This is a genomic window from Allobosea sp. UNC402CLCol (genome assembly GCF_000745475.1).
GTDB lineage: Bacteria > Pseudomonadota > Alphaproteobacteria > Rhizobiales > Beijerinckiaceae > Allobosea > Allobosea spartocytisi.
On sequence record NZ_KN050692.1, the window covers coordinates 571601 to 590971 of the forward strand.

The 19371-nt window shown below is 68.2% G+C and carries 14 protein-coding genes; 7 read left to right on the forward strand and 7 right to left on the reverse strand.

The window, feature by feature from the left end:
- Nucleotides 1–449: 449 nt before the first annotated feature.
- From lepB to GY40_RS25435, 5 genes are all read left to right on the forward strand, one after another.
- Nucleotides 450–1217: a signal peptidase I gene (gene lepB, locus GY40_RS25415; RefSeq protein WP_038368337.1), complete on the forward strand. Its 768-nt coding sequence runs from the start codon at nt 450–452 to the stop codon at nt 1215–1217.
- On the forward strand, nt 1214–1945 hold the full coding sequence (rnc, locus tag GY40_RS25420; protein WP_038368339.1) for a ribonuclease III: 732 nt from the start codon (nt 1214–1216) through the stop codon (nt 1943–1945). Before lepB ends, rnc begins: the two co-directional genes overlap by 4 nt.
- Nucleotides 1938–2849: a GTPase Era gene (gene era / locus GY40_RS25425; RefSeq protein ID WP_038368341.1), complete on the forward strand. Its 912-nt coding sequence runs from the start codon at nt 1938–1940 to the stop codon at nt 2847–2849. Before rnc ends, era begins: the two co-directional genes overlap by 8 nt.
- 21 nt (nt 2850–2870) lie before the next feature.
- On the forward strand, nt 2871–3422 hold the full coding sequence (locus GY40_RS25430) for a sugar O-acetyltransferase (RefSeq protein ID WP_038368343.1): 552 nt from the start codon (nt 2871–2873) through the stop codon (nt 3420–3422).
- 198 nt (nt 3423–3620) lie between these two features.
- The gene (locus tag GY40_RS25435) at nt 3621–4256 is read left to right on the forward strand and encodes a LabA-like NYN domain-containing protein (protein WP_038368345.1); all 636 of its coding nucleotides are present in this window, start codon (nt 3621–3623) and stop codon (nt 4254–4256) included.
- Nucleotides 4257–4280: 24 nt separating this feature from the next.
- On the opposite strand, the gene smpB is transcribed toward GY40_RS25435, so the two are convergent.
- Genes smpB through dapA form a run of 3 tightly spaced genes read right to left on the reverse strand, consistent with a single transcriptional unit; the run spans nt 4281 to nt 6345 of the window.
- Nucleotides 4281–4754, reverse strand: coding sequence for an SsrA-binding protein SmpB (gene smpB / locus GY40_RS25440; protein WP_038368346.1), 474 nt, complete (start codon nt 4752–4754; stop codon nt 4281–4283).
- Complete coding sequence (locus tag GY40_RS25445) at nt 4751–5398, reverse strand: FMN-binding negative transcriptional regulator (protein WP_038368348.1); 648 nt, start codon at nt 5396–5398, stop codon at nt 4751–4753. Before GY40_RS25445 ends, smpB begins: the two co-directional genes overlap by 4 nt.
- Nucleotides 5399–5451: 53 nt before the next feature.
- Nucleotides 5452–6345: a 4-hydroxy-tetrahydrodipicolinate synthase gene (gene dapA, locus GY40_RS25450; protein ID WP_038368349.1), complete on the reverse strand. Its 894-nt coding sequence runs from the start codon at nt 6343–6345 to the stop codon at nt 5452–5454.
- 171 nt (nt 6346–6516) lie between these two features.
- On the opposite strand from dapA, the gene GY40_RS25455 reads away from it, so the two are divergent.
- Both GY40_RS25455 and GY40_RS25460 read left to right on the forward strand, forming a co-directional pair.
- Nucleotides 6517–8595, forward strand: a complete 2079-nt coding sequence (locus GY40_RS25455; protein ID WP_197062822.1) for a lytic transglycosylase domain-containing protein — start codon at nt 6517–6519, stop codon at nt 8593–8595.
- A gap of 8 nt (nt 8596–8603) precedes the next feature.
- Entirely contained in the window at nt 8604–9491 is an 888-nt protein-coding gene (locus GY40_RS25460) for an alpha/beta fold hydrolase (protein ID WP_038368350.1), read from the forward strand.
- On the opposite strand, the gene GY40_RS28085 is transcribed toward GY40_RS25460, so the two are convergent.
- The 4 genes from GY40_RS28085 to GY40_RS25480 all read right to left on the reverse strand — a co-directional run bounded on the left by GY40_RS28085 (nt 9488) and on the right by GY40_RS25480 (nt 19343).
- On the reverse strand, nt 9488–10552 hold the full coding sequence (locus GY40_RS28085; RefSeq protein ID WP_051988513.1) for a hypothetical protein: 1065 nt from the start codon (nt 10550–10552) through the stop codon (nt 9488–9490). The two genes, GY40_RS25460 and GY40_RS28085, sit on opposite strands and share 4 nt — an antisense overlap.
- A 10-nt stretch (nt 10553–10562) precedes the next feature.
- Nucleotides 10563–12893 carry an OmpA family protein gene (locus GY40_RS25470; protein ID WP_038368352.1) on the reverse strand — a complete coding sequence of 777 codons (2331 nt, stop codon included), beginning with the start codon at nt 12891–12893 and terminating at the stop codon, nt 10563–10565.
- Between the two features lie 375 nt (nt 12894–13268).
- On the reverse strand, nt 13269–14654 hold the full coding sequence (locus GY40_RS25475) for a porin (RefSeq protein ID WP_038368354.1): 1386 nt from the start codon (nt 14652–14654) through the stop codon (nt 13269–13271).
- 390 nt (nt 14655–15044) lie between these two features.
- Nucleotides 15045–19343: a translocation/assembly module TamB domain-containing protein gene (locus GY40_RS25480; RefSeq protein ID WP_038368355.1), complete on the reverse strand. Its 4299-nt coding sequence runs from the start codon at nt 19341–19343 to the stop codon at nt 15045–15047.
- Nucleotides 19344–19371: the final 28 nt, after the last annotated feature.

Sequence of the window (19371 nt, forward strand, 5' to 3'; positions counted from 1 at the left end):
CCCCCGATTGAATACTCGCGAACACTGGCCTTGCGCCGGAGATTCGTCAACATCCGACCTCCGCGTCCGGAGCATGGACGCCGGTTCAACCTTGCTGCTTCTGCTGCATTGCATCATCGGCATGGGAGGCACCGCAGAAGGCCGCCGTCGCCGCGGAATCGCCATAGTGCGAGCGCCTTAACCTCGGCGAGATCGCCAGGCACGACGGGCGGATCGGCGACCCTGCACCGGGAGAGCGCATGGCGGCCCATCCCCTTGTCAGGGCAGAGGATTGCGCGGAAAAGTGGTTTCCACTTTGCGGCCCGATGCTGTAGACCGCGCGCTGGATCGCAGTCTGGATCACCGCGCGCCCCAGGGGACGCGCGGTGATCCGTATATTTTATGATCGCACCGGATGTGTCCGGAAAGTGGAGTCCGCTTTCCGGTCCGATGCTGCAGGGAGCGCCCGCGTGGCCAACGACGTCGACAGCAAAACCAAGGCGGCCAAGGAAGAAGGCGGCATCCTCGAGACGATCAAGGTGGTCGTCCAGGCCCTTCTGATCGCGCTCGTCATCCGCACCCTGCTGTTCCAGCCCTTCAACATCCCGTCCGGCTCGCTGATCCCGACATTGCTGATCGGCGATTACCTGTTCGTCTCGAAATACACCTACGGCTATTCGCGCTACTCGATTCCGTTCGGGCCTCCGGTGATGTCCGGCCGCGTCTGGGCGGCCGAGCCCAAGCGCGGCGACATCGCCGTCTTCAAGCTGCCGAGCGACAATTCGACCGATTACATCAAGCGCGTTATCGGCCTGCCCGGCGACCGCATCCAGATGATCGAGGGCATCCTCAACATCAACGGCCAGCCGGTGAAGCGCGAGCGCATCGCCGACTATGTCACGAGCGACAATTGGGGCCGCAACGTCCCGGTAATCCGCTATGTCGAGACCCTGCCCAACGGCGTGAGCCACGAGATCATCGAGCGCGAGGGCGACACCGGCACCTTCGACAACACGCAGGTCTTCACCGTGCCGCCCGGCCATTTCTTCATGATGGGCGACAACCGCGACAACTCGCTCGACTCGCGCGACCGCAGCGTCGGCTACGTGCCCTTCGAGAACCTCGTCGGGCGGGCGGAGATCATCTTCTTCTCGATCGACGAGGGCGCTTCGGCCTGGAAGATCTGGGAATGGCCCTCCACGGTTCGCTGGAACCGGATCTTCAGCACCATCAAGTGAGCAAGGCGGCTGAAGGCGGGCGCAAGGCCCCGGACACGGCGCGGCTCGAAGCCACGCTCGGACATCGTTTCAACGACAAGGCCCTGCTGGCGACGGCGCTCACCCATATGAGCGCCGAGGAATTGCGGCTGGCGAGCTATCAGCGCCTGGAATTCCTCGGCGACCGCGTGCTCGGCCTCTCGATCGCTGACATGCTGTTCCGGCGCTATCCGCAATCCGAGGAAGGCGATCTCTCGCGCCGGCTCGCCGATCTCGTGCGCAAGGAGACCTGCGCCGAGGTGGCTCAGAGCTGGAATCTCGGCCAGTTCATGCGGCTCGGCGACGGCGAGATCCTGGGCGGCGCCCGCAAGAACAAGGCGATCCTGGCGGATGCCTGCGAGGCGATCATCGGCGCGGTCTTCATCGATGGCGGTTACGAGGCGGCGCGCGCGCTGGTCGAGCGCGGCTTCGGCGAGCGGCTGATGAAGCCGGTGCGCCCCTTGCGCGACGCCAAGACCGCGCTGCAGGAATGGGCGCAAGGCAAGGGCTACCCGACGCCGACCTATAGCGAGCTCGGCCGCTTGGGGCCGGACCACGCGCCGGTTTTCATGGTCGCGGCGAAGATCACCGGGCTCGAGGACGCGGAAGCGCGCGGTCCATCGAAACGGCTGGCCGAGCAGGCCGCAGCCGAAGCTTTTCTGAAACGCGAGGGTTTGTGGAACGACAAGCCGGAGGGCGACAATGTCTGAGGCCAACCAACCCACACGCTGCGGCTTCGTCGCGCTGATCGGCGCGCCGAATGCCGGCAAGTCGACGCTGCTCAACCAGCTCGTCGGCGCCAAGGTCTCGATCGTCTCGCGCAAGGTGCAGACGACGCGCACGCAGGTGCGCGGCATCGCCCTGTCGGGGCCGGCGCAGGTCATCTTCGTCGATACGCCCGGCATCTTCGCGCCCAAGCGCCGGCTCGACCGCGCCATGGTGACGAGCGCCTGGGGCGGCGCCACCGACGCCGACCTGATCGGCGTGCTGATCGACGTCGCCCGCTTCGAGCATGAGGAAAACACCGCGCTGCTGGAGAAGCTCTCCGAGCTGAAGCAGCCGAAATTCCTGATCCTCAACAAGATCGACACGGTCGCGAAGGAAAAGCTGCTCGAGATCACCGCCAAGGTGAACGAGCTCGGCCAGTTCGAGGCGACCTTCATGGTCGCGGCACTGACCGGCTACGGCGTCAAGGACATCCTCGTCTGGCTGGAGAAGCGCCTTCCCCTCGGCCCCTGGCTTTACCCGGAGGACCAGATCTCGGATGCGCCGCTGCGCTTCCTCGCCGCCGAGATCACCCGCGAGAAGATCTTCGAGCGGCTCCACGACGAGCTGCCCTACCGCTCGACAGTCGAGACCGAGAGCTGGCAGCAACGTCCCGACGGCTCGGTCCGCATCGAGCAGACGATCTATGTCGAGCGCGAGGGCCAGCGGAAGATCGTGCTCGGCGAAGGCGGCCAGACGATCAAGGCGATCGGCCAGAGGGCGCGCGTCGAGATCGCGGAAGCGGCCGAGGCCAAGGTCCATCTCTTCCTGTTCGTGAAGGTGCGCGAGAACTGGAGCGACGATCCGGAACGCTACCGCGAGATGGGGCTGGACTTCCCGAAGGGCTGAGCCGGGCACGGGACAGCCGCCATGCGCAGCGAAAAGGACAGGATGCTCGCGGGCGAGCTCTATCGCGCCGACGATCCCGAACTGGTCGCCGATCAGCGCCGCATCAGCGCCTGGATGGAACGCTTCAACGCCACCACCGCCAGGCCGGAGGAGAGGCCCGCGCTCTTGCGCGAAGCGCTCGGGCATGTCGGGCGTGACGTCACCATCCGGCCGCCCTTCCATTGCGACTACGGCTACAACATCAGCCTGGGCGACGGGGTTTTCCTGAACTTCAACTGCGTCATCCTCGACGTGGTCGCGGTGGCGATCGGCCAGGGCACGCAGATCGGGCCGGGCGTGCAGATCTTGACGGCCGACCATCCGCGCGATCCCGGCGAGCGTGTGCGGATGCTGGAATTCGGCCGGCCCGTCGGCATCGGCCGCAACGTCTGGATCGGCGGCGGCGCGATCATCCTGCCCGGTGTCACGATCGGCGACGATGCCATCATCGGCGCGGGCAGCGTGGTCACGCGCGACGTGCCGGCCGGTGCGACCGTCGCCGGCAATCCGGCGCGTCCCCTCGGCCGGAAATGAGCAGGGCATGGACGGGCGCCGGACCGATTGCCGCAAGCCCCGCCCGCTTCACCGGCAGCCCCAACGGAACGGGCCTACGCGACAGATCGCCACGCAATTGTCATATGAAACGAGACCATTCTCCGTGAATTGACATTGTTCCAACGCGATTGGCCCCCATCTTGAATATTTGATGACATTTCAGCAGGAGTTGTTGCCATGGCCGCCTCACCGCGCATTGCGCTGTTCATCGACGGCGCCAATCTTTATGCAACCTCGAAGCAATTGGGCTTCGACATGGATTACCGCCGGTTGCTGCGCGAGTTTCAGGGACGCGGCAACCTGATCCGCGCGTTTTATTTCACCACGCTGGTGGAGAGCGAGGAGTATTCCTCGATCCGCCCGCTGGTCGATTGGCTCGATTACAACGGCTATCGCGTCATCACCAAGGCGGCCAAGGAGTTCACCGACGCGACCGGGCGCCGGCGCGTCAAGGGCAACATGGATATCGAGCTGGCGATCGAGATGCTCGAGCTCGCGCCGCATCTTGACCAGATCTACCTGTTCTCCGGCGACGGCGATTTCCGGCCGCTGGTCGAAGCCGTGCAGCGCAAGGGCGTGAAAGTCTGGGTGGTCTCGACCATCTCGACCAACCCGCCGATGGTCTCCGACGAGCTGCGCCGCCAGTGCGACGAATTCCTCGACCTCGCCCAGCTCATGCCGAAGATCGGGCGCGACCCGGCCGAGCGCAGTGCCCGCAGCGGCGGGGCGCCGGGCGGGCCGGTGACGCCGGGCAATCCCGGGCTGGAGCGGCGCTACGGCATCCGCCAGGGCGACGAGCCGGTCGAGGGGTGAGTTTGGCGCGGGACCGGCGCCGCCCTACCCGCCGCTCTTCAACAGCCGCTGCTTGTCGCGATTCCAGTCGCGCTCTTTCTCGGTCTCGCGCTTGTCGTGGAGCTTCTTGCCCTTGCCAAGGCCGAGCTCGACCTTCGCCCTGCCCTTGTCGTTGAAATAGACCTTGAGCGGGATCAGGGCCATGCCCTCGCGCTGGACCGCGCCCATCAGCTTGTTGATCTCCCGCCTGTGAAGCAGGAGCTTCCGCGGCCGGCGGACCTCGTGATTGAAGCGGTTCGCCTCGAGATATTCCGGAATATGGGCGTTGAACAGGAAGAGCTCCGTCCCCATCGGGCCGGCATAGCTCTCGCCGATCGTCGCCTTGCCGCCGCGCAACGACTTAATCTCGGTCCCCTGCAGGGCGATGCCCGCCTCCACGGTTTCCTTGATCTCGTAGTTGAAGCGCGCCTTGCGATTATCGGCGGCGAGCCTGTAGCGCTCTGGATCGGGCTTTTTCATGCGTTCCCGCCGAATCCATGTTCCCTGACGAGCGCCGCCATCGCCTGCGATTCCGATTCAGGATCGGCGCTCAAGCCGTTGAGAACACCGAGCTTGTCATCCTCGCGTCGATTCTGGCTGAGCTTGAACTTGCCGATGATCGAGGCGATCTCGACCTCGATGCCGACGATGCCGCGGGTCTGTGCCGCGATGAAGGGCTCGGGCGCGTCGGTCACGGCCCAGGGCTCGGCGCGGGGCGCCTCCTGCTGCCGCGTCAGCGATTCGAGCTGGGCGCGCAGCCAGGCCGGGTCCTCGATGGTGCGGGCGGGGCCGCGCACCTGCACCGTGACGTAATTCCAGGTCGGCACGACCTTGCCGGTCTCGCGCTTGGTCGCATACCAGGCGGGCGTGACATAGCGCTCGACGCCGGTGAAGATCACCAGCGTCTCGGCACCGGCCGCGATCGCCTTCCATTGCGCGTTGGGTCGGGCGAGATGGGCCCGCAGCACGCCGTTCTTGCCGATATCCTCATGCAGGACGAAGGGCACGGGATTGGCGATCAGGCCGCCCTCGCCCACCGTCACCAGCGTGGCGAGCGGATGCTGGCGGATGACCGCATGCAGTTGCGCGCGGTCCTCGACCTTGAAGTGACTGGGCTCGTACATCGTTCCGGTATCCCTGGCTTCGGCCGGGGCGACCGGTCGAACACAATCCCTATTTAGGCATTCATCAGCCCGGCGAAAACCATGGCCTCGCGGATCACCTTCCCCGTCGCCGGCGTCACCGGCAGCAGCGGCAGGCGGATCTCCTCCTCGATGCGGCCGAGCAGCTTCAGGCCATGCTTGGCGCCGGCGAGGCCCGGCTCCTTGAAGGTGGCGTCATGGAGCGGCACCAGCCGGTCCTGCACCTTCAACGCCTTGGCGTAATCGCCCTTGAGCGCGGCCTCCATCAGGTCGGCGCAGAGGCGCGGCGCGACATTGGCGACCACCGAGATGCAGCCATGACCGCCGGCCGCCATATAGGCCAGCGCCGTCATGTCCTCGCCCGAGAGCTGGATGAAATCCGGCCCCATGGCGTGGCGCTGCTGCGAGACGCGCGCGAGGTTGGCGGTGGCGTCCTTCACTCCGGCGATGTTCTTGAGCTCGTAGAGCCGGGCCATCGTCTCGACCGACATGTCGACCACCGAGCGCGGCGGGATGTTGTAGATGATGATCGGAATGCCGACCGCGTCGTTCACCGCCTTGAAATGCTGGTACATGCCCTCCTGGGTGGGCTTGTTGTAATAGGGCGTGACGACGAGGAGAGCGTTGGCGCCCGCCTTCTCGGCATGGACGGCGAGGTCGATGGCTTCCGTCGTGTTGTTGGAGCCGGCGCCGGCGATGACCGGAACGCGGCCCTTGTTCTGGGCGACGACGATCTCGACGACGCGCTTGTGCTCGTCATGGGAGAGCGTCGGGCTCTCGCCGGTGGTGCCGACCGGGACGAGGCCGGTCGAGCCGCTCTCGATCTGCCAATCGACCAGCGCCCGCAGTGCAGCCTCGTCGACCTTGCCGTCTTTGAACGGCGTGACCAGAGCGGGCATCGAGCCGGTAAAGGCGGGGTGCTTGGTCATGAGGACGATCCTGAAAGGCAGAAACACGGGGTTACGGGCCGTCACACATAAACCCTCACCTCGCCAAGGCAAAGCCAACAACCCATGAAATTGCGTGGCTTCATAGTTAAGCTTTCATCAACCCGCTTCCCCGACCATCATCCGATGCCAGCACGAGGATGGAGACACGCCATGGCCTCGCCTGCCCTCCGGCGACGATTGCCGGGCGTCCTGCTGCCTCTGATGCTCTGCGCCTCCACGACCCGGGCGGGCGACGACGGCATGCTCGCCAGCCAGCAGACGCTGGCCATGATCCGCGACGTCGAGACCACCAGCTCGCTGCCGCCCTATCCCCCTGCCGCGCTCCCGGGAGACGAAACGGTCAATCTCGAGATGGTGCGCTCGGCGGTCGCGGCCTATCGCAAGGGCGCGCTGGCGGACGGCGACGCCCTCGCAGCGCGGATCGACGAGCCGGGCACCCGCGCTTTGCTGGAATGGGTCGCGATCCATGCCAATGCCGGGGTCGTGCCCTTCACGCGGATCGACGCCTTCCTGCGCGATCACCCGAACTATCCGGCCACCACCCGGTTTCGACGCCGGGCCGAGGAGGCCCTGATCGCAGAAAAGAAGAGCCCCGCCGTCATCCGCGCCTTCTTCCACGGCCGGCAGCCGGTTTCACCCTCCGGGCGCATCGCGCTGGCGCTGGCGCTCAAGGACGAAGGCAAGAGCGACGACGCGCTCGCCCTCATCCGGCAAAGCTGGCGCAAGGACCCGTTCGGGCAAGCGCTGGAGAAGATCGTCCTGGCGCAATTCGGCGATGCCTTGACCAAGGAAGACCATCGCCTACGCACCGAGCGCTACCTGTTCCGCCAGGACGGGCCGGCGGCCCTGCGCAGCGCCGCGCGCGTCTCGGCCGATTATGTCCTGCTGGCCCGCGCCCGCCTCGCCAGCGCCGGGGCCCGGCGGCCGATCTCCGAGAAGCTGATCTCGGCCGTGCCGGCCTCGCTACGCGGCGACATCTCCTTCGCCTTCCTGCAGGCGCAGCAGGCGCGGCGCGGCGACAAGCTCGACGATGCCGCCAAGGCCCTGACGGCCATTCCGCGCGACCCGGCGCTGCTGGGCGACGGCGATGGCTGGTGGGAGGAGCGGCGCATCCTGTCGCGCAAGCTGCTCGATGCCGGCAATGCGCAGAAAGCCTATGAGGTCGCGGCGGGGCATGGCGCCGAGGACGCGCCCGAACGCATCGAAGCCGAATGGCAGGCGGGCTTCATCGCATTGCGCTTCCTGAAGAACGCCGAGGCGGCGCTGAAGCATTTCGACGCTGCCGCCACCGTGGCCGAGACACCGATTTCGGTGGCGCGCGCCGCCTATTGGCGCGGTCGCGCCTATGAGGCGCTCGACAAGCCGGAAGAAGCGAAAGCGGCCTTCGGGAAGGCGGCCGAACAGCCCGTCGCCTATTACGGGCAGCTCGCGCGGGCCAGGCTCGGCCTCGCCGACCTGCCGCTGCGGCTCACGGCCGCCGCTGGCCTCGATACGCTGCCGGGCCATCGCGGTGTGCGCCTGCTCTACAAGATCGGTGAGCGCGACCTCGCCAATCTGATGCTCGCCGATCTGGCGCAGCGCCTGCACACGGCCGCCGCGCTGGAGACCATCGCGGCCATCGCCCGCAGGGAGGCCGATGCGCGCACTCTCGTCGCCATCGGCAAATCCGCGCTGCAACGCGGCTTCCCGCTCGACCAGGCGGCCTATCCGACCCATGGCGTGCCGGATTTCGACGTGCTGGGCGATCCGATGGAGCGCGCCATCGTCCACGCCATCGCGCGGCAGGAAAGCGCCTTCGACCCGACCGCCATGTCGCAGGCCGGCGCGCGGGGGCTGATGCAGATGATGCCGGCGACCGCCCGCGAGACGGCGCGCCGGGCCGGCCTGCCCTTCGACTGGGAGAAGCTGGGCCAGGACCCACTCTATGCGGCGCGGATGGGCGCGGCCCATCTCAACGACCTGCTCAGGGAATGGCGCGGCTCCTACATCCTGACCTTCGCCGCCTATAATGCCGGCTCGCCCAATGTGAAGAAGTGGATCGCCGCCTATGGCGACCCGCGCGATCCGGAAGTCGATGCCGTCGACTGGGTCGAGCGCATTCCTTTCTCCGAGACGCGCAACTACGTCCAGCGCGTGATGGAGAATCTGCAGGTCTACCGGCAGCGGCTGAACCAGCGCACCGCCTATCTGATCGACTACGACTTGAAGCGGGGCGGCCGACGCGATTAGCTCGGGGGATGGACACCGGCTTCGCTTCCCGCTTCTTCACGGCTTCCGACGGGCTCAGGCTGCATGCCCGCGATTACGGCCCCCTCGCCTCGCCGGCGCTGCCGGTGATCTGCCTGCCCGGCTTCGCCCGCACCGCCGCCGATTTCCACGAGGTCGCGCTCGCATTGTCGCAGGACGAGACGAAGCCGCGCCGCGTGCTCGCGCTGGATTATCGCGGGCGCGGCCTCTCGGCCTATGACGCCAACTGGAAGAACTACGACATCCGCGTCGAACTCGACGATCTGATGCAGGTGCTGGTGGTCGCCGGCATCGAGCGCGCCGCGTTTATCGGCACCTCGCGCGGCGGCCTGCTCACCATGGCCCTGGCGGCGGCGCGACCTGCCGTCATCACGGGCGTGGTGTTCAACGATGTCGGCCCGGTCATCGATGCGCGCGGGCTGCTGCGCATCCGCGGCTATGTCGGCAAACTGCCCAAGCCGCGCAGCTTTTCGGAGGGCGCGGAGATCCTGAAGCGGCTCTCCGACCAGCAATTTCCGCTGCTGGGCGATGCCGAGTGGGACTTGATGGCGCGGCGGACCTGGACCGATCGCGACGGGCCGCTAAGGCCGGACTACGACACCAACCTGATGAAGGTGCTGGAAGAGCTCGACCTCGAAGCGCCGCTGCCGGTGCTCTGGCCCTATTTCGAGGCCTTGCAGGGCGTGCCGGTTCTGGCGATCCGCGGCGCGAATTCTGACCTGCTCGCCGAGAAGACCTTGCAGGAGATGGCCGAGCGCCACCCGGATTGCGAGACCCATGTGGCGCCCGGACAAGGCCATGCGCCGCTGCTCGGCAGCAAGGACATGATCCGCCGCATCGGCAAGCTCATCGCCAAGGCGGAGCGGCGGGCGGGCTAGGATTTCGCCTTCGCGCGCTCGGCCTTCAGCGTGCGCGAATGCTGCGTGTCGCCGCCATGGGCGAGGATTCCCGCGTCCTCGCGCCAGTTCTCGGAAAGGCCACGGCCGGGCGCCCCTGCGAAGGCGGAGGCATAGCGCATCTCCTCGTCGCCGAGAGCGGCGATCTGGTCGAAATGCCAGATGCCGAGCCGGTTGAGATCGGCTGCGATCGCCGGTCCGATGCCCTTGATCAGCGTCAGATCGTCGGGCTTGCCATCCCGCGCCGCGGCGAGCAGATGTTCCGGCCGCCGCCCTTCGAAGCCGTCGCCTTCGAGCGCCGCGACATTGCCCTGCCCGGCCGAGCCGTCATCACGCGAGGTCTCGACGAGCCCGGCGCGGGCGCGGTCGGCGAATTCCGTGGTCGCGCCGGTGGCCAGGCGCTTCGCCTGACCGACCCAGTCCTCGCGTTCGATGCGTCCGGGAAAAGCGAGATAGCCCCCGATCCATTCGACGTTCTCCGGCGTCCAGGCGGCGATCTGCTCGAAATGCCAGATGCCGAGCCCGTGCAGGCGCCCCTCGTTCTGCCGGCCGATCCCCTTGATGAGCTTGAGGTCGTCGGCCTTGCCGCCGCGCGCCTCGGCCAATGCGGCAGGCCTCTGGCCGGGCAGCGTCTCCTCGTTCTCGACGGGCGGAAACGTCCGGCCGGCATCTGCCGGTGCCTGAACCGCGGCAATGGCGGGCTCGCTGGCCGCAACCGGCACGGCCGTCGATACGGCCGCAGCCGAGGCGGTGGCCGTTTCCTTCACATCATCGTCGAGCGGGTGCAGCAGCGTGCCCGCCACGCAGCCGAGCCAATAGACCGCGACGAAGAGCAAGGCCGTTTCGAGCCACATCGCCGCCACGCCGTTGACGAGCTGCAACCAGGCCAGGACCGCGCCGCAAAGCCAGAGCAAGGCGACGAGGCTCCAGCCACGACTCCAGAAGCGGCGCGCTGACCCGCTCTGGCTGATCCAGCCCATGACGAAGCCCAGCACGAGAGCGGCCAGGAGAAACCAGACGAACCGGCTGGCGAGATAGAGCATGGTCCCCTCCCTACTTCGCCACCGTGAACTGAACCCGGCGGTTCATCTCGCGCGCCTGGGCGGCGCCATAGGGCAACAGCGGCCGCGTGCTGCCATAGCCCTTCACCATGAGCTGGGCGGGATCGATGCCGCGCCGCGCCAGTTCGTCCCGCACGCGCTCGGCCCGCCGCATCGACAGGTCGAGATTGTCGAAGCCGCGCCATTCGCCGTCGCGATTGGCGTGGCCCTCGATGGTGACGCGCGCGCCCGGGCATTTCTTCAAAATGGACGCAGCCTCGCCGATGACGCGCTCGGTCACGGGGTCGAGATCGACCACCGCGGTGCCTTGCGCGAACAGCACCGGATTCTGCCGGGTCAGCCCGTCGAGGTCGTTCTGGCAGCTCGCCGGCGGATCGACGACGCAGCCGGTCTGGCGCTGGCTGACGACGACGTCCGCGGAGAAGCCGGGCGGCAGGCCCGTCGCGGCACTGGTCTCGACCTCGCTCCTGATCAGGTCCCGGCAAGTGAGGCCCCGCAACATGATCGTCCGGTCGGTGAGCGTCGCCGAGCCGATGTCGAGCCGCAGCAGATCGGCGAGCATGGCCTTGGCGGCCTGGGCGAAGCCGTCCGGTGCCCCAGGCAGAATCACGGTCGTGTCCTCGAGCTTGCCGGCGAGCGGCGTTTCCGCGACGAGGGCGTGCAACGCCGCGCGCGCCGCCTCATCCGGCAGGTAGCCGGAGAAGACCGCGCCACCACGATCGGCCGAGAGCGACAGGCCATAAGGCCGGACCGTCACCGTTGCCATGGCGGACGGCAGCACGAGTCCCGCGGGGCGGGCACCGGCCAGCAAGGCCTGCAAGCCCTGCCAGCCTGCCGCATCGGCGGCTTCGCCCGCGATCGAGAGGGCATTGTCGCGGATCGAGACCGATCCGGCCTTGAGCTTCGACAGCGCCTCCAGCGCGTAGCCGGCCGAAGCGGCGAAATCGCCGGCAGAGGAGCCGCCCGCCGCAAGCTCCATGCGGTCCTCCACTGTCGCACCGCCGAAGAGCCGCCCGGCCTGCGCGAGAAGGCTGGCTTTGGCCCCCGCATCGGGCACGGCCCCGGACAGCGTCAGCCGCTCTCCGGAAAGCCGGGCCGTCCAGGGGGCGACCGGAACCGGTTTCGCCGGCGGTGCCGGCGCTTGCGGCGCGGCAGCCGAAGCCGCGGGCGGCGCTCCGGATGGGGATGATTGCCCCCGAGTGCCGGGATCGGGCGCGGGCGCCGGAATCACATCATGCAGGACCGGGCCCGGAATCTCCGGCAAGGGCGGCATGACCGGCTCAGGAGGCGCCGGGGGGCATTCGATCGTCGCCTGAGCGACCGAGTCGGGACCATCGAGCTGGGCGATCTGCAGCCGGAGCGCCTGGCAGGCGGCATAGTCGCTCGGGCCGAGGCCCGAAAGCTTATAGGCATCGCCATCGATCTCCGCCTTGCCGGTTCTGAGCCGGGCCAGCTCCGAAGCGGCCCGCCTCACCTTGGCGAGGAAAGCGGACGGCGCGCCGACGCCCGGCAACATCCCGTCACGGATCGCGACAGGTGACGGAAAGGCCGTCTGGAAGGCTGCGAGAATCTGCCTTCGCGTCGCCTCGTCGGGAACGAAGCCTTGGATCTCGACCGCGTCGGGCGTCGCGTGGGCCGCGCTCCAGCGATAGGGCGAGATCGTCGGCGGCTCGAGACCGCAGGACACGGCGCTGAACCCGGCAACCGGGGGCTTCGTGCCGATCGCCTCCAAGGCCAGAAACGCCTCGGGGGTTGCGGCCTTGCCCTCGATGCAGAAGCGACCGTCATCCAGCGCGATCCGCCCGGTCGCCAGCCGAGGCAAGGCGGCGATCATCGCGGCGCTCATCGCCGCGAATCCCTGGGGAGCACCGAAAGCGACCGTCTGGCGATCGTCGATCCTGAGACCCGGCAAGGCCGCGCCGGCCGCGGCGACATTGGCATCCGCGACAGCGAGGTCGGGCACGAAGCCGCCGATGGTCACGACATTGGGCAAGCGGCTGACGAACCAGGAATAGGGCTTCTGGGCAACGACCTGGGACAGGCCGCCGAGAGCCCGGCGCACGCCGAATTCCCCGCGCAGCTGGGCCATGGCCTTCGCCGCCCCGTCTGACGACATGACCTCGCCACCGATCGTGACGTCGCGCCCCTCGACCTGCGCGGTCACCGGCCTCGCCCCCGGAGTGGCTCCTGCGCTCGCCTCCACGGCCCGCTCGGCCCGGTTGGCGACATCCCGCTGGATCGCATCGTCGAGAAGCAGATTGCCCGCGCCCCAGAGCAGCGCCAGCGGAATCACGCCCCAGAGCCAGCGCGTCGGTTGAGACATCGTTCGCCCCTCATTCCCCGCCGCCCCCCGCAGCGAAGCCAGCCAGATCGCAGCCCGCATCCGCGCGGACGCAACGTCGCGATCCGTTCCTTTATCCCAACACAGGATCGTTCCGACAAGGGGATGCCACGTTTCGGGCCAAGGCTCCAGCCCATCGCCTCGATGGCATTGCAATCAAGGGGTTGGAGCCAATTCCCAAGTTATCGAATCAAGCTGGCGCAGCGCCGTCGTCACCCGCCAGGACCATGCGTCGGGCCGCTCGGCTCAATCAGTCCGGATCGGCCGGAGCCGCCAGCGACGACTATCGGCGGACAAATAGACAACAAAAAAGCCCCGGGTTTCCCCGGGGCTTCCGACTAGGATCGCGAGAGGCGATCAGAAGTCGCGCTGGATGCGCAGGCGGCCAGCAACCGAGTCTTCCGACTTGATGCCGAGGAGCGCGCTGCGAGCGTTGCCGTTGTTCACGAGGCCGACCGGCGAACGAACATCGAGGTGCGAGTAGAGCACTTCGACGCCGATATCCAGGCCGGAGACCGGCGACCAGATCAGGTTGGCAGCGAGCAGGAACTCCTTCGGGTCAGCCGAGCGAGCGGTGACGCCGTTGAAAGCAACCGCAGCGGCGTCGAGGTACTTGAGCTTCAGCTCAGAGTACGAACCGGTGATCTCGGTGCGCAGGGTGGGGGTCCAGAAGTGGCGGAACGCCGCAACAACCGACCAGCCCTTCGAGTTCTCGACATTGCCGGTGATCGGGTTGATCGCGGCATCAGCCAGCGTCAGACCACCGATGCGGCCGAGGCCGAGGCTGCCAGCGGACCAGCCGAGGTAGCCGAGAGCGCCGTCAGCATAAGCAGCCTGCAGCCAGAAGGCGTCGCCAGCGGCGAGCATCGGCAGGTTGATCTTCACGCCGCCCTGGACGGCCCAGATCATCTCGTCGCCGTTGACAGCGTTGAGAGCCGCAGCCGTGGCGTACTTACGCTGGCCGACAGCGCCGGACAGCTGAGCCGAACCCCAGCCCTGATCGACGCGCAGCGACGCGATCAGATCCGGATAGTCCTGACCCTGGACGACGGCCGCAGCAGCGCCGCCGCCAACCAGCGCGTTGAACACAACGCCCGGCAGCTCGCGGCCGGACGTGCCCGAGGTGCGGTCTTCCGCCGAGATCGTGGCCGAGAAGCCCGAACCGAAGGTGGCGGTGTAGGCCAGCAGGTTGACGCGCGAATCAGACGTACGAACCGAAGCGAAGCCCAGGTCCGAAGCATAGAAGTCGAAGAACGACTGAGCGCGACCAGCGGTGATCGGGCCGAACTGGACGAAGGCCAGGTCGAGCAGCGAGCCGGTGGAGGTCGACGAAGCGCCGCGGACGAAGCCCGGGACAGTCGCGCCGACGTTGAACGGGGTGACGCCGCCGGCACCGTAGATGCCGGTGTTGTTGGTCAGCTCGTAGCGGATGAAGGTGCGCAGCGTGCCGTAGGCGGTCGCGGTGCGGACGTCGATGTTCAGACGGCCACGAGCGCGGGTGCCGTAGGCATCCTGATAGTCGCTGTAGCGGGTGCCGACAGCGTACTCGGCGCGAACGCGGCCCGAGATGCGCAGGCAGGAGTCGGTGCCCGGGATGTAGAAGAAGCCGGCACCGTAGGCGGTGCAGACGCGAACGTATTCGACCGGAGCGGCCTTCCGCGAGGGAAGGTCAGCGGCCTGAGCCCCGGCGACCGCGGCGATGCCGGCGGCGGAACCGAGGAGGAGGCTCTTGACGAGCTTCATTTGGTAACCTCCAAAAGAGTTTCGAGACCCTCGGGCTTCGGCTTGCCCCCCGCCCCAGACTTGGCGTCTGATCGCAGAACCTGCCTCTTCCCGGTCTTTCGCCCACGTCCCTGACCCAATTCAGAGGCGAAGACGAAAAACAGCGACCGGGAACGTCCCGACGCATTTCCACCATACGAAAGCGGACTTGCCGATCAACCATGATCGGACCCCAGAGGTCGCCTGGGGGGTGCTTTGGAAACTGGTGTTGCAGGCGAGCCACGCTTTGACCGCCGAAATTCACAAAGCGTTAACCAGACCAGCCCGCGAGGCCGGTGTTTTGGCGATGCAACATGGCTTTGACGGCGAATCTCGGGGGCGAATCCCCGTATGCCGGCCGAATCCCGCGAGTCAGTATTCCCACTCGGCGCCGACGCCGACCGCAGCGCTGCCATCCGCGCCCGTCTCGGCCTGCAGCTTCAGGCGCTTGGTGACGTCGATGCCGACCGAGACGCCGCTGTCCTCCGGCTTGGCGCCGACCTTCACCCCGACCGAGACATTGTCGCTGATGTAGCGCGAGGCGCCCACGGTCGGACCGCCCTCGCCCATCTGGATGTCGAGATTGTCGACGCCCAGCGATTTGCGCAGCCGCTCGAAGGTGTCGTCGCCGCCGCCACCGGCGAACTGCGCCGCCGCCTGCGCGAGCTGGACCGCCTGGAAGGGCGAGAGCGAGCCGGACGCCCGCGCGAAGAGCAGCCGCGACAGCACCTCGTCCTGCGGCAGTTGCGGCTCGGAGGTGAAGGCGAAGGCCGGTTGATCAGCCGGGCCGCTGACGATGATCTTGGCGGTCACGTCGGCGGCACGCGTCTCAGCGACGAAATCGAGATCGGGAATCAGGCCGCCGGCGAAGGTCAGCCGCCCGCGGCTGAAGTCGAGACGCTGGGTCAGCACGTTGAGCCGGCCGCGGCGCAGATCGAAGCCGCCGTCGAGCGCGGGAGCCGCCAGCGTGCCGCCGACGCGAATCTCGCCGCCGAGTTCGGCGTCGATGCCGCGCCCCCGGATGAAGACGCGGCTCGGAGCCGAGACGGTGACGGCCAGCGCCGCATCGAAGGCCGGCGCGGCCCGGCCACGGCTGCCACGCGCCTTCTGCGACTTGCGCGCGGCGGCAAGACGAGCGGCAGCGGTGCCCTTGGCATTGACGTGCTTGATGCCGTCGACCGGCCTGAGCGAAGCCGGTAGGCGATCGGGCACCGCGACATCCAGCGAGACGACGTCGATCCGTCCGCCGATGCGCGGACGCTGCGCCAGCGGGCCAGAAATCTCGAGATTGAGCCCGGCGACAGCGGTAACCAGACCGCTGGAGACGAGCTGGGCGCGATTGCCCTGGATGCGGATCGTGCCCGGGAAGCCGGCGGCGGGATCGACCTTGACCTGTCCGCTTGCCGAAATCGTGCCGCCATTGGGCGTGCTCGCTGAGGCGCTGTCGATCGTCAGATTGTCGCCATTGGCCGCGACGCGCGCCCGCATATCGGTGAGGCGCACGCCCTGCAGCGCATCGGTGAAGCTGCCATTGGAGAGCGTGGCGCTGCCGCTGAGGCGCGGCGCCGTGGGCGTGCCCTCGGCGCGCATGTCGATGGCGACCGCGCCGGTCAGGCGCTGGCCGTTGACCGCGAGCATGGGGTTGGCGAGTGCGGCGTCGAGACGCCCCTGCGCAGCCAGAGACAGGGCACCGGCCGCATTGAGCGGGGCGGTGCCACGCAGAGTCAGGCTCGCGCCGCGGCCGGCATTGAGGGTCGCCTCGACGCTGGTGGCGTTGCCCTTGAAGGCGCCCTGCCCCGCGATCTCGACCGGCGGCAAGCCGGCCTGCTGCGTCTCCGGCGTCACCAAACGGGCGATCCGCAGGTTCCAGGGGCCGGACAGCGCATCCGGCCTGCCCTGAACCTGTGCCTGCGCGTTGAGCGTGCCCGAGAGGTTGAGGCTCGGCGCCACGATGCGCGCAGCCGAGAGAGGCACGTCGCGCGCGACGAAACGCAGGTCGAGCGTCTCGCCCGCCTTGCCGTCGAGCGTGACGCGGCCGCCATCGATCGCGAGCGCGAGCCCGGCGATCTCGACGCCGGAGGCCGGAAAGCTGAAGGTTGCGGGATTGGCGAGCGTGATGACGCGGCCGTCGCGGCGGGCGTCGAAGGAGGCGACCTCAAGCTTCAGCGGCTCGCCCGGCACCAATCGGCCGGCCCCCTTCAGGGCGAAGCCGCGCGCATTGGCACTGAGCGTGAAGGCGCTGGCCTCGGGCGCGCCCTTCGAATCGAAGCGGATCGCGCTGATCGTCTCGCCGGCCGCGACGGCGCGGTCGATGGCGATCGCGGCGTCGAGCATCGGACGGCCGTAGATGTCCTTCGCACCGATGGTTGCGTCGAGCTTGTCGATCGAGACGGAGGGGCCAACGAGCCGGCTGCCGCGCGCGGTGACGTCGATGTTCTGGCGGCTCTCGGGGGTTGCGAGATTGATATCGGCATCGAGCTGGCCGCCGAGCTTGGTCAGCGCCAGCGCCGAGAGATCGTCGAGATTGCGGGCGGCGAGCGTCAGGCGGCCGGCAGCACGGCTGGCCGGATCGAGCGTCACAGCACCGTTGAGGCGCACCGAGCCGATGGCGAGGTCGAGCTGGGAGAGGTTCCAGCCATCGTCCGGCTGGCGGTTCAGCGCGATGCTACCGGTTGCAGGCTTGGCATCGATCTCACCGGAGAGGGTGATGCGGGAATCGAGCGCGCCCTGCAAATCCTTGACCACGGCGTCGATGACGAGCCGCGGGATCGGTCTTGCCAGCGCGGTCGCATTGGCGACGGCGATGCGGGCGGTGGCATCGAGCTTCCTGAGCGGGCCGGTGATCTGCGCATTGACGTCGCCGCGCCCGGACAGGCGCGGATCGGCGCGCTTGAGGTCCGGCAGGGCGAGCGCGAGCTTGAGGTCCGAGGCATTCTGTCCGAGCGCCCCGTCGGCGGTGAAGCTTGCATGCTGGCCCGCCACCTTGAGCCCGGAGAAGGTGTAGTCGCCGGCAAGCGCGTTGACCTTGCCGGCGAGCGTGAGGCTGCCGGCGAGCAGCCGGTCGATAACGGCCTCGCCGGTGGCGAGGCGCTCGGCCTTGCCGCTTAGCGTTGCGGCATAGCTGCTGAGCTTGGGCGTGGCGTCGAGCTCGGCGGCGATCTCGGCCCTGCCTCCGAGCGGGCGCCGGGCGAGGCCGCTCAGCCGGGCGAGATCGGGCAGTATCGCCTTGAGCTGGCCGAGAACGCGGGCCTGACCGAGCTTGCCCTTGTAATCCAGCTCGATGCCGGAGAGCGCCAGGCGCAGCGTCTCGAAATCGGCGGTAGCGTCGTCATTGCCGGTGCCGCGCAAGGTGAAGGTCACCTTGTCGCCGACAGCCTTGGCCAAAGCCTGATCCGTCAGGGCGATGCCGCTCGCCTCGCCGTCGCTGGTCAGCGCGATGCGGCTGCCGGGCTCGCCGATCGTGCCGCTCGGCGTGGCGTTGAAGGTCAGCCCCACCTTGCCGAAGCGGCCCGCCGGCAGCTTCGCGTCCTCGGCGTCCAGCCTGGCGGCAACGATCGGGCCGGCGACGGGGCCGCGGATCGTCGCGTCGAAGGCGAGCTTGCCGATCTCGGCGCCGGAGGCCACGGTGCGGCCCTCCGCATTGGGGCGTGCGGCGGCAGTGACGCGCAGGTCGAGCGTCCTGTCGGCGTTGTAGCGGCCGAGCACATCGAGCCGCGCCAGCGCGGAGACGAGCGCGAGATTGCGGATGTCGACGCCGCCGCCATCGGCGAAGCCGACCGCTCCGTCGAGCCGGGTCGAGCCCGCGAAGACCGGCGCGACCGGCGCCGGCATCAGCCCCTCGATGCGGGCATCGAGCGCGAGCGCAAGCTGCCGCTCCGCACCGGCGCGGTTGAGCGTCGCCGAGCCGTCCGCGCCAATGGTCGGCCCGGCCGTGAAGGTCAGGTTCGAACGGAAGGAATCGAGCGGTCCGTCGCCGTTCAGGTCGAGCTTGACCGGCGGCTCCCCCGGCAGCCCGGCCGCCTTCGAGATCAGGCCGCCGGCCGGCTCGTCGAGCTTGGCGGCGAGCCTCAGCCGCGTGCTTTCCGGCACGAAGGACAGGTCGACATTGAAGTTCCCGCCCATATCGAGCCGCCGCGCCTCGAATTTGAGGTCGAGACCCTCATTGGGGGGGCCAAGCCGCGCGGCACCGGTCGCGCCAAGCCGTGCCGCCGCACCGATGACCGGCTCGCCGAGCACGAGTTCGTTGAGCTGGAAGGCGCGCAGGATCACCTTCAGCGGCAATTCCGGCAGGATCGGCCCGTCATTCGCGGGGACCGTCCCGGCGGGCGGCGGCGCCGGCCGGCGCAGGATCTCGAGCTTGCCGATCTCCAGCCGGTCGACATCGAGCCGGCGCAGCAGCAGCGCGCTGCGGGTCCAGACCAGACGGACGCGGTCGAGCCTGAGCCAGACGCCGTCGCGATCCGAGAGCGCGATGTCGCGGATCTCGACATCGGAGGACAGCGCGCCGTTGACCTCGCCGATCGAGACCTGGCTGGTGTCGCTGGAGAGCGCCTTCGAGATCAGATCGGCGACGACGCCGCGATCGGTCTGGGCGTTCTGGGCAAAGCCGCCGAAATGAGCCGAGGCGAGAAGGCCGACCGTCAGCAGCAGGGCGAAGAGCGCCAGAGACATTCCGCGCTTCTTCGCAGCACGGAATGTC

What these genes read in the sequence shown, in the direction of transcription:
- GY40_RS25435 (WP_038368345.1), top strand. Translation starts at nt 3,621, where the DNA reads ATGGCCGCCTCACCGCGCATTGCGCTGTTCATCGACGGCGCCAATCTT.
- smpB (WP_038368346.1), bottom strand. Translation starts at nt 4,754, where the DNA reads ATGAAAAAGCCCGATCCAGAGCGCTACAGGCTCGCCGCCGATAATCGC.
- GY40_RS28085 (WP_051988513.1), bottom strand. Translation starts at nt 10,552, where the DNA reads ATGCTCTATCTCGCCAGCCGGTTCGTCTGGTTTCTCCTGGCCGCTCTC.
- GY40_RS25445 (WP_038368348.1), bottom strand. Translation starts at nt 5,398, where the DNA reads ATGTACGAGCCCAGTCACTTCAAGGTCGAGGACCGCGCGCAACTGCAT.
- GY40_RS25480 (WP_038368355.1), bottom strand. Translation starts at nt 19,343, where the DNA reads ATGTCTCTGGCGCTCTTCGCCCTGCTGCTGACGGTCGGCCTTCTCGCC.
- era (WP_038368341.1), top strand. Translation starts at nt 1,938, where the DNA reads ATGTCTGAGGCCAACCAACCCACACGCTGCGGCTTCGTCGCGCTGATC.
- dapA (WP_038368349.1), bottom strand. Translation starts at nt 6,345, where the DNA reads ATGACCAAGCACCCCGCCTTTACCGGCTCGATGCCCGCTCTGGTCACG.
- GY40_RS25455 (WP_197062822.1), top strand. Translation starts at nt 6,517, where the DNA reads ATGGCCTCGCCTGCCCTCCGGCGACGATTGCCGGGCGTCCTGCTGCCT.
- GY40_RS25475 (WP_038368354.1), bottom strand. Translation starts at nt 14,654, where the DNA reads ATGAAGCTCGTCAAGAGCCTCCTCCTCGGTTCCGCCGCCGGCATCGCC.
- GY40_RS25460 (WP_038368350.1), top strand. Translation starts at nt 8,604, where the DNA reads ATGGACACCGGCTTCGCTTCCCGCTTCTTCACGGCTTCCGACGGGCTC.
- GY40_RS25470 (WP_038368352.1), bottom strand. Translation starts at nt 12,893, where the DNA reads ATGTCTCAACCGACGCGCTGGCTCTGGGGCGTGATTCCGCTGGCGCTG.
- GY40_RS25430 (WP_038368343.1), top strand. Translation starts at nt 2,871, where the DNA reads ATGCGCAGCGAAAAGGACAGGATGCTCGCGGGCGAGCTCTATCGCGCC.